Source organism: Brevibacillus sp. DP1.3A (genome assembly GCF_013284245.2).
Lineage (GTDB): Bacteria > Bacillota > Bacilli > Brevibacillales > Brevibacillaceae > Brevibacillus.
The window spans coordinates 2267869-2281498 of record NZ_CP085876.1 but is presented as its reverse complement, the minus strand read 5'-3'; the positions used below and the strand labels follow the sequence as shown (position 1 = coordinate 2281498).

General features: G+C 47.7%; 14 protein-coding genes. 5 read left to right on the top strand and 9 right to left on the bottom strand.

Translation table 11 applies throughout. The features are described 5' to 3' along the window. Positions 1 to 5: 5 nt before the first annotated feature. The 5 genes from HP399_RS10620 to HP399_RS10600 all read right to left on the bottom strand — a co-directional run bounded on the left by HP399_RS10620 (position 6) and on the right by HP399_RS10600 (position 5363). Positions 6 to 803, bottom strand: coding sequence for an ABC transporter ATP-binding protein (locus tag HP399_RS10620; RefSeq protein ID WP_173617066.1), 798 nt, complete (start codon positions 801 to 803; stop codon positions 6 to 8). Further along, on the bottom strand, positions 796 to 1731 hold the full coding sequence (locus tag HP399_RS10615; RefSeq protein ID WP_173617065.1) for an ABC transporter permease: 936 nt from the start codon (positions 1729 to 1731) through the stop codon (positions 796 to 798). The genes HP399_RS10620 and HP399_RS10615 overlap by 8 nt, the downstream gene beginning before the upstream one ends. Before the next feature lie 28 nt (positions 1732 to 1759). Continuing rightward, positions 1760 to 2815, bottom strand: a complete 1056-nt coding sequence (locus HP399_RS10610) for an ABC transporter substrate-binding protein (protein WP_173617064.1) — start codon at positions 2813 to 2815, stop codon at positions 1760 to 1762. 92 nt (positions 2816 to 2907) lie between these two features. Beyond that, positions 2908 to 3912: an ABC transporter substrate-binding protein gene (locus HP399_RS10605; RefSeq protein ID WP_173617063.1), complete on the bottom strand. Its 1005-nt coding sequence runs from the start codon at positions 3910 to 3912 to the stop codon at positions 2908 to 2910. A gap of 131 nt (positions 3913 to 4043) precedes the next feature. Further along, positions 4044 to 5363: a hemolysin family protein gene (locus tag HP399_RS10600; protein ID WP_173617062.1), complete on the bottom strand. Its 1320-nt coding sequence runs from the start codon at positions 5361 to 5363 to the stop codon at positions 4044 to 4046. Positions 5364 to 5504: 141 nt separating this feature from the next. Here HP399_RS10600 and HP399_RS10595 point away from each other — a divergent pair, with 141 nt between their 5' ends. The 4 genes from HP399_RS10595 to HP399_RS10580 all read left to right on the top strand — a co-directional run bounded on the left by HP399_RS10595 (position 5505) and on the right by HP399_RS10580 (position 10106). After that, entirely contained in the window at positions 5505 to 7169 is a 1665-nt protein-coding gene (locus tag HP399_RS10595; RefSeq protein ID WP_217367480.1) for a DNA repair helicase XPB, read from the top strand. A gap of 52 nt (positions 7170 to 7221) precedes the next feature. Continuing rightward, complete coding sequence (locus HP399_RS10590; protein ID WP_007716978.1) at positions 7222 to 7791, top strand: RNA polymerase sigma factor; 570 nt, start codon at positions 7222 to 7224, stop codon at positions 7789 to 7791. Then, complete coding sequence (locus HP399_RS10585; protein ID WP_173617060.1) at positions 7772 to 9148, top strand: hypothetical protein; 1377 nt, start codon at positions 7772 to 7774, stop codon at positions 9146 to 9148. Before HP399_RS10590 ends, HP399_RS10585 begins: the two co-directional genes overlap by 20 nt. A 124-nt stretch (positions 9149 to 9272) precedes the next feature. Then, positions 9273 to 10106 (top strand): DUF1835 domain-containing protein, encoded by an 834-nt coding sequence (locus HP399_RS10580; protein ID WP_173617059.1) that lies wholly within the window; start codon positions 9273 to 9275, stop codon positions 10104 to 10106. Positions 10107 to 10152: 46 nt separating this feature from the next. Here the strand turns inward: HP399_RS10580 and HP399_RS10575 are convergent, their stop codons facing one another. Continuing rightward, on the bottom strand, positions 10153 to 10413 hold the full coding sequence (locus tag HP399_RS10575) for a YusU family protein (RefSeq protein WP_015892299.1): 261 nt from the start codon (positions 10411 to 10413) through the stop codon (positions 10153 to 10155). 147 nt (positions 10414 to 10560) lie between these two features. On the opposite strand from HP399_RS10575, the gene HP399_RS10570 reads away from it, so the two are divergent. Next, a complete protein-coding gene (locus HP399_RS10570; RefSeq protein WP_173617495.1) occupies positions 10561 to 11019 on the top strand; it encodes a GNAT family N-acetyltransferase in 459 nt (152 codons plus the stop codon). Positions 11020 to 11067: 48 nt separating this feature from the next. Here the strand turns inward: HP399_RS10570 and HP399_RS10565 are convergent, their stop codons facing one another. The 3 genes from HP399_RS10565 to HP399_RS10555 form a co-directional block, all read right to left on the bottom strand. Next, positions 11068 to 11508, bottom strand: a complete 441-nt coding sequence (locus HP399_RS10565; protein ID WP_007716989.1) for a small multi-drug export protein — start codon at positions 11506 to 11508, stop codon at positions 11068 to 11070. An 89-nt stretch (positions 11509 to 11597) separates the two neighbouring features. After that, positions 11598 to 12593: an ABC transporter permease gene (locus tag HP399_RS10560; protein ID WP_173617058.1), complete on the bottom strand. Its 996-nt coding sequence runs from the start codon at positions 12591 to 12593 to the stop codon at positions 11598 to 11600. Next, positions 12559 to 13518, bottom strand: coding sequence for an ABC transporter ATP-binding protein (locus HP399_RS10555; RefSeq protein ID WP_173617057.1), 960 nt, complete (start codon positions 13516 to 13518; stop codon positions 12559 to 12561). The genes HP399_RS10560 and HP399_RS10555 overlap by 35 nt, the downstream gene beginning before the upstream one ends. Between the last annotated feature and the right edge of the window lie 112 nt (positions 13519 to 13630).

The following is a 13630-nucleotide window of genomic DNA, read 5'->3' as shown; positions in this document are numbered from 1 at the left end:
TCCGATTAGGTTAACAAGAAGCGATCTTCACTGAAGCTTTCTCCACCGCGGGCTGTTTCGAATGCTCGAAGCAGATCCTGCGGTTTCATCGTCCGTTTTTTCTCATCCGGAATGTCGAGGATGATTCCCCCATCGTGGAGCATCAACAGACGATTACCCATGTTCAACGCTTGTTCCATATTATGCGTGACCATGATTGTCGTCAGTTTATAGCGCTCCACGATTTTTTCGGTTAAATCTACAATCAGCTGCGCCCGTTTTGGGTCAAGCGCTGCTGTATGCTCATCGAGGAGCAAAATCTTCGGCTCCGTGAAGGTAGCCATCAACAGGCTAAGCGCTTGACGCTGTCCTCCTGAGAGAAAACCAACTTTGGTCTTCAAACGGTTCTCCAGCCCTTGATCCAGCTGCTTGAGCTGCTCGCGGAACAACTCTCGCTTATGGTTATTCACCCCAAATCCAAGTGTACGACGTTTTCCCCGTCCCAAAGCGATTGCCAGATTTTCCTCAATCGTCATGTTCGGCGCTGTACCTGCCATTGGGTCCTGAAACACACGGCCGATCAGACCTGCGCGTTGGTGCTCCGCTAAACGCGTGACATCTTTGCCGTCAATTGTAATGCTTCCGTTATCTGGCGTCAGTCCACCGGAGATCATGTTCATCATCGTCGATTTACCGGCACCATTACTACCGATAACGGTGATGAACTCTCCTTTCTTTACGTTCAGATTGACGTTTCGAAGCGCGATCTTTTCATTCACAGTTCCTGCGTTGAATACTTTGTTGACGTTTGTAATTTTAAGCATCGCTGCTTCCTCCCCTTGCCGTCCGTCCCGCTTGCTTTTTCCAAATGCCTTTTGCCACAGTTGGAACAGTCAGGGCAATGATAACAATCAGGGCAGTAATCAGCTTCATATCAGAAGGATTGAGCCCAGCATCCAGAGCCAGGGCAATGACTAAGCGGTACACAATCGAGCCGAGAATGACAGCAAGCGTCACTCTGAAAATCGAAGAGCTACCAAACAAAACTTCCCCGACAATAACGGAAGCGAGACCGATGACGATCATCCCGATCCCCATTCCTACATCCGCAAAGCCTTGGTATTGGGCTACCCACGCACCAGCTAAAGCTACCAAGCCATTGGAGAGAGCCAAACCGATGATCGTTGTCGAATCCGTGTTTACCCCAAAGCTGCGGATCATCTTCGAGTTGTCACCTGTCGCACGCAAATCCAGACCCATATCCGTATGCAGGAACCAGTCAATGATGAGCTTCAACACCATAACCCCTACGATAAAGACGATTGCTACACCAGACAGCAAAGTAACTCCACCTACGGACAGGTTCGGAATGCCCATATCCTTCACATAAGTGAACAGGGTATCCTCCCTCAAAAGAGGCAGATTCGCTTTCCCCATGACACGCAAATTGATCGAGTACAAGGCAATCATCGTCAAGATCCCCGCCAAAAGTGCGTTAATCTTTCCTTTGGTATGCAAGACGCCTGTAAAAGCTCCTGCCAAACCACCTACGATGAAAGCCAGCAGGGTAGCCAAAAACGGATTAGTTCCATCGATAATGAACTTGGCTGCGATTGCGCCTCCCAAGGCAAAACTACCATCTACAGTCAAGTCAGGAACGTTTAGGACTCGGAAGGTCAGATATACACCGAGAGCCAAAATACCAAATAGTAAACCTTGCTCAATGGCTCCCATTACTGCCAGTTGATTCATAGAAGAAATCCTCCAATTACTGCATTTATTACTCGATCACTTGTCCAGCACGGTCGAGCATGGCTTGCGGAATCGTCACACCCATTTTTTCCGCTGCTTTCTTATTCAATACGAGCTTCATGTCTGCTTGCACTTCAACAGCCATATCAGCTGGCTTTGCTTCACCCTTCAGGATTTTTGCTGCCATATCAGCTGTTTGCTCGCCCAGCTTCGTGTAGTCGATCCCATAAGTGGCAATCGCTCCGCTCTTCACAGAGTTTTCTTCACCAGCGATGACCGGAATTTTTTGTGCTTCCGCTACACTGATAACAGCAGCAATCGAAGATACGACCATGTTGTCAGTCGGTACATAGAAAGCATCTACTTTGCCTACCATGGACTCAGCTGCTTGCTTCACTTCTGTCGCGCTCGTAATGGCCGCTTCTTTGATTTCTAAACCAAGCTTGCTGGCTACAGCTTTTGCCGCATCTACTTGTACTTTGGAGTTGACTTCACCTGAGCTATAAATGATTCCAACAGATTTCGCATCAGCTTTCATTTCTTTGATCAGCTTCAATTGCTCTTCGACAGGGTTCATATCCGATGTACCAGTTACGTTCGCTCCTGGCTTGTCCATCGCTGCAACCAGACCAGCTTCTACCGGATCAGTAACCGCAGTAAACAGGATCGGAATTTCTTTACTGGTTTGTGCGGCAGCCTGTGCCGTTGGAGTCGCAATGGCCAACACCAAATCTACTTTGTCAGCCTCGAATTTTTGGGCAATCTGAATGGCTGTATCCATGCTCGCCTGAGCGGATTGCACATCGATTTTTACTTGCTTGTCTTTTTCGTAGCCGTTTTTAGCCAATTGGCTGATAAAGCCCTCTCTTGCTGCATCCAAAGCAGGGTGTTCAACGAATTGGGCAATTCCAATTGTCAGCTGCTTGGTTTCAGTAGACGGAGCAGGTGCCGTCGTGGTTGCAGGAGCGGGTGTAGAATTGTTTGCAGGGGTAGCGCTTTGCTGTCCACAAGCGGTAACAGACAAAAGCAATAAAGGAAATAAAAAACTCTGAAAAATTTTAATACTCTTCTTTTGTTTGAACATTTAGTGAATTCCCCCTCGTGAATTTTTTTCTACAATTTTAACATGGATAAAACGGTTTTAAAAGAATAAAAAGAGAGCATGACGCTCTCTTTTTACTTGATGATTTCTTTCGCCTGTTGTTTGAGTGCCTCAGAAATAGTGAGCCCAAACTTTGCAGCAGCTGTTTCATTGATATACAAATCAGCTTGTTTCGAAATCTCTACAGGAGTATCAGCAACACTTTGCCCTTTTAAAATACGGGCAGCCATATCGCCTGTTTGTTTACCGATTTGGTAGTAATCAATCCCATACGTAGCAACCGCTCCACGTTTTACTGTATCGGTGTCAGAAGCAAATACAGGGATTTTGTTTCCCTCTGCTGCTCCGAGTACCGCTTCAAACGAAGATACGACGGTGTTGTCAATTGGGATAATAATGGCATCTGCTTTACTAGCAAGCCCTTGAGCTGCCAGCTGCACTTCGGATAGCTGCGAAATGCCTGCTTTGATGATTTCTACGCCTTCTTTTTGCGCTGCTTCTTCCAATTCCTTGACCTGTACCTCTGAATTAATTTCGGAGGTTGTATAGATCACGCCCAGCTTTTTCAGCTCAGGCAGGAAGGCTTTCACCAGCTTCAATTGTTGTTCCATCGATACTTTATCGGACGTCCCGGTCACATTTTTGTCTGGCTTCTCCAGACTGCCAACCAGTTGAGCCGAGATCGGGTCTGTTACGGAACTGAAAACAACAGGTTTGTCAGCAATCGCTTTGGCTGCAGCCTGAGCGGATGGCGTCGCAATCGCTACGACAAGATCCTTTTTATCTCCGGCATACTTCTGTGCGATCGAGACCGTATTGTTCATGTCACCATGGGCGTTCTGGGAGTCTACCTCCAAGTTCTTGCCCTCTTCGTAGCCAGCATCCTTCAGACCATCCAAAATTCCTTTATGAATCGCATCCAGTGCAGGGTGCTCCACGAATTGCGTCAGCCCCAGCTTCACTGTTTGCCCTTGGCCTGTCGTTGCTGCTGTTTCTGTTTTCCCACCTGTTTCGTTGCCACATGCTGCCAAAGAAAACGCCAGCAATGCGGTCAGTACCATACTGACTGCTCGTCTCATCTGTACTTCCTCCTCTAGTCTCTACTCTCTGCTGCTCTAATCACCCTAAGCAATTAGGCTCATTGCCATCTATGCAACTTGTGTCCCATTATAGCAATTATATTACGCATTGAGAAGCCCCCTTTCCTCACTTACGTGGAACTGATTTCTTCCTCTGCTTTGCCGATTTTATTTACATATACCCTGGTAATTCTGTAATGGTCGACTTCTCCCACGACAAATTCGTACTTCCCCTCTTTTACTCGATCCCCCACGCGTGGCGGATGGTCGATTTGCATGTAAATCCAGCCTGCTAGTGTATCTACATCGCTTGACTCCAATTCGATGTCCAGATAATCGCCCACTTCTTCCAGTAGCATACGCCCATCCAATGACAGCATCCCGTCACTGCGCTCCACCTCTGGACGCTCGTCGTCGAACTCATCCTGAATGTCACCAACAATTTCTTCCATTATATCTTCAAGGGTCACCAGCCCGGCAGTGCCCCCATACTCGTCTATGATAATTGCCATTTGTCCTCGTTGTTTTTGCAGCATGGTCAACAACCGGCTGATCGAGATTGTCTCCGGTACAGTCAAAATAGGACGCATGAAGGTCTGAAGGTCATGGCTCTCTCCTTCTAATAGCCCTGTCAGCATATCCTTGATGTGCAAGCTACCTACTACATGATCCTTGTCACCATCTACTACTGGATAGCGGGTAAACCGTCCGTTTTGGACATGCTTGACGTTTTCGTCAAAGGGATCGCGCAGGTTCAAGACAACCATATCCGTACGCGGAACCATGATTTCTCTTGCCATCGTCTCCGAGAAATCAAAAATATTGTCAACCAGCATCAGTTCGGTTTGATCAATCAAGCCGCTTTTATGACTTTCATTGACAAGAATGCGAATCTCTTCTTCTGTATGTGCTTCCTGATGCGGCTCCAAGGATATATGAAAAAGCGCAAGAAAACGGCTCGCAGCCCAGTTCAGCATCTGAATAAAGGGATACATGATTTTGTAAAAGAGTTGGATCGGCTTGGCTACTGCAAGTACCACCTTTTCGGAGTATTGAATAGCCAGTGTCTTAGGTGCCAGCTCCCCCAGCACGATATGCAAAAACGTAATCAGCGAAAAAGCGATAATAAAGGAAATACTGGAAACAACCGTTTCATTTAATTGGAAATAACGAAAAACTGGATGTAGAAGATGCGCGACGGCAGGCTCACCCAGCCAACCGAGTCCTAATGAAGCCAGCGTAATCCCGAGTTGGCACGCGGAGAGATAGGCATCCAAATTGCGCAAGACCCTCTCGACGTCAACAGCGCGCTTGTTTCCTTCCGCTGCGAGCTGCGCAATGCGCGATTCCCTTACTTTTACGATCGCGAATTCGGTCGCAACAAAGAACCCGTTCAGGAGTACGAGGATCATGACCAAGATCAAATTAAACAAGCTTCCCCAAATTGCCATGCTCCCCGCCATCCTTTCCGTCCATGCTTTGGGATATTGTTTCCCATCCTCGCCAAAATGTTACCTGTTCGTTTTTCTTTCTTTTTGAGATTGTGATACCATAGTGCTGATTCCTATGCCTTTTGTAACGAGGTGAGTCTATTGTCGTACCGTCCAGACCTGCCCTTGATCGTTCAAAGCGATCGGACGATATTGTTGGAAACACAGCATCCTTTATTTCCAGAGGCCAGACAAGCTATCAGTGGTTTTACCGAGCTAATCAAGAATCCAGAATACATCCATACCTATCGGATCACCCCTTTATCGCTTTGGAATGCGGCTGCTTCTGGTCTTACATCACAAGAGGTAACAGACGTGCTTGGCAGCTACAGCAAGTACGGTGTCCCACCTACCATCGTCAAAGAAATAGAAGATACGATGCGAAAATACGGCTTGTTTCGTTTGGAACGCATTGGCGATCATCTCGTATTAATGAGTGATGACCCACTTCTTTTAGCAGAGGTGACCAGTTATAAATCAATCGCTGCTCTTTTTGAGCATGAATTCGTTATCAAAAGCTATGCGCGCGGTCTGATCAAACAAGAGCTGATCAAGCTCGGGTTTCCTGTTCAAGATTTGGCGGGCTATACAGGAGGCGAATCCTGTGCAGTCAGCTTGCGGGAAACGACATCCCGAGGCAGAGCATTCTCTTTGCGTTCTTATCAAAAAGAAGCTGTCGATGCCTTCTATTCTGGTGGAGCTGTGACTGGGGGAAGCGGCGTACTCGTCCTGCCCTGTGGTGCTGGAAAAACAGTCATTGGGCTTGGTGCCATTTGCCAATTGCAAACAGCCACCCTCATTTTGACCACGAACACGACATCGGTTCGTCAATGGATCGCAGAGCTCTTGGACAAAACAGGACTTGATCCAAATATGGTCGGCGAATACACTGGTGACAACAAAGAAGTCAAGCCAATAACTGTGGCGACTTATCAAATTCTTACATACCGCCCCACCGCCGAAGATGATTTTCCTCATCTGAAACTCTTTTCAGAGCGCGACTGGGGGCTTATTATTTACGATGAGGTGCATTTGTTGCCTGCACCCATCTTTCGTGTTACTTCTGGGATTCAAGCCACTCGCAGACTTGGGCTGACTGCTACTCTTGTTCGGGAAGACGGGCGGGAGGAAGAAGTTTTCACGCTGATTGGCCCAAAAAAGTACGAGGTTCCGTGGAAAGTCATGGAAGAGCAAGGCTGGATCGCAGAGGCGCATTGCCGAGAAATTCGACTCCCCTTTGAGCCGAAATGGCGAGAGGCTTATGCACATGCAACCGCTCGTCAAAAGTTTCGCATTGCGGCGGAAAATCCAAAAAAACTGGAGGTCGTCCGCGAGCTATTGGAGAGGCACGCCCACGATCGTGTTTTGATCATCGGGCAATATATCGATCAGCTTGAGCAGATGGCATCAGCCCTCCAACTGCCACTCATTACAGGAAAAGTACCGGACAAAGAACGTGAGATTTTGTACACGCAGTTTAAAAAAGGGGAAATTACACGCCTGATCGTATCCAAGGTAGCCAACTTTGCGGTTGATTTGCCGGATGCCAACGTCGCGATCCAAATTTCCGGGACGTATGGTTCCAGACAAGAAGAGGCACAGCGCCTGGGACGTATCTTAAGGCCCAAAACAGACGACAACACCGCCCATTTTTATACATTGGTAACACGAGACACGAGAGAGCAGGAATTTTCGCTTCATCGCCAGCTTTTTCTGGTCGAACAAGGCTATCCATACGATATTATAGAAAGCGAAACGCTGGTCTGAAACGTTTACGAATAACCAGCGTCTCATAGAGGGAAGGGAGGCCAAAGATTCAATGCAATCCGACGCCGAAATCATTCAGCGGATTCTTCAAGGCGACATCGAAGCGTATCGCGACCTCATCCAGCGATATCAGCATATGATCTACGTTTTCATTTACAAGATGGTAAACAATCGCTCTGATGCAGAGGATCTCACTCAGGAAGTATTTGTAAAAGCGTATGAAAAATTGTCCACATTCCGCGGGGACAGCCAGTTTTCTTCTTGGTTACATACGCTTGCCCGAAATAAGAGCATCGACTTCTTGCGTCGCCGAAAGTATCATGACTCGGATGAACAACTGGCCTATGTGCCATCCAATACACGAGATGAATCCCCTCAGGAATCGCTCATGACAAAAGAGCAACGTCGAGAAATTCAGGAGGCCTTTGCTTTACTGTCGGATTCTTATCGAGAAGTGATTGTCCTTCGCTGTACGCACGAATATCCGTTTGAAAAAATAGCTACACTCCTCGGCATCGCCGAATCTACAGCTCGCGTCCGTTACTTGCGTGCTCGTCAGGAACTCGCAAAATTGTTATCCCGCAAGGAAGGGGGGCTCGTACATGAACTGCCAGGCATTTAGAAAAGCATGGCTAGATGACACAGATAGCGATTCACACTCACATATTGAAACCTGTGACGAATGCATCGCTTGGATAGAAACGCAAATGACAACAGAAGAGGAGGTGCAGTTCTTGAAGGAGGTTCCACTACCTCAAGCGAACCTGGAAGACAGAATCATGCAAGCAATCTACCAGACCGCCGAAAAAGGTGTACCCCCTCACGCCGCTACTGCATCTTCAGAACAACAAACGAGCACAGTGATTTCAAAGCCAAACAAGCGTTGGACCAAAGGCTTCCCTTCATACGCCTGGGTTAGCGCAGCGGCTGTCTTGCTCGCAGTTGGTTTCGTCGGCTACCAACAGCTGGCACCGGGTAGTATTCAAATGGCTACCATACAAGAAAGCGGGACGCACGACAACCAGAACACTTTTGCATTCAACGATACGGTATCAAAATCGGCACCGCAAGCACCTGCTATCGCTTCCATACCAGCAGCTGCCGATAGTCCGACGATGAAAAAAGCAGAGTCCGCTGCTACACAATCGCAGGTCGCTCCGACTGCACCTACAAAAGATACGCCTCCTGCATCACCTCCCCAATCGAACAATGCGATTGCGATGGTGAAACCAGAGGAAAAAGTAGCAACACCCGAGCCACGTACGATCAATAAAGACGGGCAGAACAGCGTGGCATCTCGCGGATTACAGGGGAACTCAGCTGATCAAGCGGCAAAAGCGAAATCGGAAGTTCCAGCCGAGTCAGCAAATACTGGTAACCTTGTAGCCGCTAAGGAAGCCAATGGCGCTGCTGCTGAGAAGCCTACGACTTTTGGGATCGCTTCCCAAGTGGAACCAGACACTGCTGATGGCGGTACGACTGAGAATGCATTAGTGGGTCCAACGTTGCCGACGGCAGCGAAGCAGCCCATTACGCTCTCTTCCTTCTCGGATTTGAACACCGCTGTACAAGCATCAGATATGCCCGTGCCTGCCCTCTCGCAAGCACCGAATGGGTTCTCGATGAGTACGGTATCGGTCCAATATGAATCCGAAACCAGTCAAAAGGTGACTCGCTTAACTGCAGATTACAAGAAGAACAACGACTGGATTCGCATAGATGTTGTACGCAATACAGAAGGCAAGCGCAGCCTCTCTATCCCAGGTACTTTCTCCGCTACTCAGTTGTTCGCGGTCAACGGAGAACAAGCCATCGCTGTTTCATTTGATCAAACTGACTCAAAAGGATCAACGGCCCAGCACGCGGCACATTTTAACGCACAGTCCGACAACCAATCGTTGTATGTAGTCATGACGGCACATGGAGTCACCTTAAATGAATTAATGGATGCTGCCAAACATATCACGTGGAATCCGTAAAACGATCCCTGCAATCGGAATAGACACGACCTACTTTTCAGGATCGTGTCTTTTTTCTTTTCTGTTTTTTGATCAAATCCAATTTACGATATAATGAAGGAAGATAATGATGAGGAGCTAACTAATGAACAAATTTCACATCTGCTTTGGCCTATCTGCCTACGGTACACTTCGATCCGTCTTCCGCAAACAAAATCTACTACAGACAGAAAGCATCATCTGCATCGAGGATGATTTTTCAGTTGGACCGCTACATCAACTGGAGACCGCAACTGGGATGAATGAAAGGATTGAATGGATTCATTCTTTTCTCAAACGAGTAGAGGCAATCTCTCTCGAAGACCTGACAACGGTAAAAACATACCTGCTACGAAATCTATCCTTTCCAGCCCAGATTCCGGACGGCAGTAACGTAATTCTGTGGCATGGTCAGAACGCATCTGACAGTATAGGGATTCGTTATGTTATCTCCATGCTTCAGAATAAAAACCTCTCATTCGAAACAATCGACATAACGGCATTTAGTGTACATTGCGATTACAAAATAAGAAACATAGACGGCAACGAGGTATCTTATGTATTGAAAAGCGCGGGTGCCCTCCCTCCTAAATTGGTGATGGACGCTTATCAGGTGAAAAAGAATACGCCTGCGCCTCTCGTACAAAGTCTCATCCTTGACTGGGAAAAGTGGTCGCAATCTGATAGTACGCTGCGCGTTTACAAACAAGGTGAGGTACTGGAAGTATCGGAGGATTATTATGATGCCATGCTCTTGGAACATGCATCAAATAAGTTCCAAAAGGCTGCACGTGTGATTGGTACCGTCATGGGGGAAAGCGATCAATGTATTGGTGACACGTATTTGACATACCGGGTTCATGAGCTGATCAAGCAAGGCCTGCTAGAGTACTGTGGAGAGTTGATGCCTCTACGCTGCTTAGAGATTCGATTGAAGTAAAAAAACGCTGTTCTCTTTCGCAAAGAGACAGCGTTTTTTCCTATCTTTAATGCTTTTGATTTTTCTCCTGATTCCATTGCTTGATTTGCTCGATGATTTCCCGAATTTGATTCCGTGCTTCCATATGCTCAGGCTCGCTTCCCCAATGCTGAATCAGCGGAGGCATTGCTTTTGCCATTGTCGTGTACAGGCACCATACTTTTACCATTTCTACGCGCTCAGGAGTCGCTTCTCCTGTCAACAGCTCTGTAAATTTACGAACTAGATCCTCCAGTTCAGGGACCAACGCTTCTTTTTTCTCGTCCATGTCAGTTACCTCACTTTCAGGAACATTTCTATTTGTATCCTTGGTTTATTTTACGAAAAAACACCCACGCAGAAAAGGAAGATTTTTCAGGAACGATCGGTTACGCTTAAGCTACCAAGATGATCGAGGTGAAGACTTATCAAAGACATTTGCATTCGATTGGTTCCAACGACCAGAGATAACTGGCAAGATGCATTACGCTTGCTGGTACAAAATGAGCAGCAGCGATTTGTCCCGTCTGTTGCCGTTTCATTGGCAAAGGTCCATATCCGTCCTGATGGTGACAACTGCGCATATGAACCATTCTGTTTGTATGACGCTGATGAAATGGTTGGGTTTGTCATGATTACCTATGACGCCTCAACAGATTGGTGTTTCTGGTTCAACGGTTTTTTGATCGATCACCAGTACCAAGGCAAAGGATATGGCAGAGCGGCTCTCGCAGCGATCGTAGATACGGTACGGAACCGTTTCCCGCAAAGCCGATTTGTCAACCTGACCGTATGCCCGGACAATACAGGTGCAAGACATTTATACAGTCAATCCGGTTTTGAAGAAACTGGGGACGTATACGGTGGAGAGATTGTCTACAGACTCACGTTATGAAGAGCATGAACAAAAACCGCCAGAAATTGGCGGTTTTCATGCATATAGCTATTTCGTTTCTGGTACCATGAATTGCAAAAGACCAAAAGCCACTCCTGCGGTCAATAACACACTCCAGATAATGATGCCTACCGACATCCACAACATGAGCTTTTTCGTAGGGGCTCCCAGCGAGATACCAATAGCAGCTCCCAGCGGGGCTCCCGTTAAAAGCGGCGAAGCGAGACCAAGTCCTACCACTCCGTATTTATCCCATATCTGCCACATACGCCCCTGACGCTTGCTCCGTTTCTCTACACGCTTTAAAAGCCAGGCGCGTAATGAACCTCCCAGAAAAATGACGATACCGGCGCTGATAATTGCACCCACCGCACTAAATATTCCGATCAGAACCGGTGGTAGCTGCAACATAAAACCTACAGGGATCGCTGCCCACAGCTCAAACATGCCAGATAGCGTCACCGAGCCTGCTTTCCATAATACATCCATTCTGTTTCGCCTTTCTCCTCTCGCTGTCTTTTTCATTCGTCATGGTAAAGACGAGCAGACATGTAATAAAGTAACGAAAAAATGTCAAATTAGGATGTGACATCCCTACGGATAAAGGTCGTGTACGCAATGATCAGCGCTGCGATCGCCCATACACTCAACACGGTCAATGAAAACGGCAACGTCATCCCCTTAATCGGAGGCAGTGTTCCATTGAGATAATCCGTAAGCTGCAAATTTACCACGAACAAGTATTTGGCCGATTCCCAGGAGGATGCCATCTGCGTCAGGATCGTTCCGCTAATTAGCGCTGCCATCATAATCCCCATCCCCGCAGCTGCACTCCGAACCAAAACAGAGACCATAAGTGTTACCGTTGCAACCACGACGCAAACAAACCAGCCTAGCCCATACTGCATCAGTAAAAATTGCCACTGTGGCAGCATGAAAGCGCCAGATGTCTCGAGCTCTCCTCCCGCTACTTCAAAACCAGTCAAAATGGGCAGGTCCCATCCTGAATAGCCAAACACGACCCCAGAGAGCAAATAAGCAAGAATCAGTGTCGTGAGAACCGTGAGAGAGGTAAACAGCAGCAGGGTGATGTATTTGCTGGTCAGTACCTTCCAACGCCGTACGGGTCGCGTTAATAGCAGCTTGACCGTCCCCTCGCTAAACTCAGAAGATACGAGGTCGACCGCGAGTACGACGATTATCATCGGCAAAAACATCGAAATGGCTTGGTCCATAAAACCACGGGCGAATGTAGGTCCACCCGGTGCCATCGGGTTAATGTCGTGATCCAAATAATATTGCTGCTGCGCGATCCTGACCTTGATAAAATCCCGCCACTCTTCAGGAAGACGGCTTGATGCCAGCCTGTTTTGCATATCGACGATTTGTTGGGTTAATAGTGGTCGCCAGTCGGTCGTCCCCATTCGTTCTTGTGCAGTGACAACCGAACGATACTGCGCGTATGTAAAAATCGGGATCAGAATCGCCAAGATCAGCACAACGACGAGAAAACGGCGCCGACGCAGCAATTTTATGGTTTCATTCTGTACGAGCCCCACCATGCTCTGCTCCATGACTTCCCCCTCCTCCCGTCAATGTAAGGAACAGGTCTTCCAGTGTAACCGTCTTCGTTGCAATCCCCATCACAGGTATGCCGCCATTGACCAACGCTTGGTTAGCCTCGCTCACTTTTTCTATATCCATGCGTGTTTTCAGCCGCTCTTCACTAACCATCCACACATCTGTCACTGCTGGTAGTCTTCGCAGGACTTCCTCGGCCTTTTGTATATGGGAAGACGGGATTGTCCAATCTACCTGATCAGCAAACTGTTCCATCAGTTCTTTCACTAATCCAACCGAAATGACCTTCCCTTGACTGATAATCGCCACTCGGTCGCACATCATCTCGATTTCACTGAGAAGATGACTCGAAATGAAGACAGCGAGCCCTTCTTCCTCAGCAAGCTTGCGAATAAACTGGCGCAATTCACGAATCCCCGCCGGGTCCAAACCGTTCGTCGGTTCGTCCAGAATCAATATTTTCGGCCGGTGCAAAAGTGCCTGCGCGATCCCCAGGCGCTGCCTCATTCCAAGCGAGTACGTTTTTACCTTATCATCAATCGCCCGCTCCAAATCAACGAAGCGAACGATTTCCTCAATACGCTCAGGTGTAATACCGCCACTCATTCTCGCAAACTGCTCCAGATTCTCTCTGCCCGTCAAAAACTTGTACAGCTCCGGGTTTTCGACGATACAACCAACCTGCGCAATCGCTTGTGGAAACTGTTCCTGAAGGGAGATGCCTCCGATGCGAATATTTCCCCCATCCGCTTTTGCCAATCCAACGAGCATGCGGATCGTCGTGGTTTTGCCTGCGCCATTCGGCCCGAGAAATCCAAATACCTCTCCGGCGAAAACGTCAAACGTAATATCATGAATGATCGGCTTTTTGCCAATCGCTTTTTGCAATCCTTTTACTGAGAGGACCGTTTCGGCCAATGTGCGCCCTCCTATCTGGGTCACGCCTCGTCAACTGACGATGGCGTTCTGTTTATGGTACACTGTCATAAGATGTCCATCCACATTATACCATGACCATATACTTTAAAAC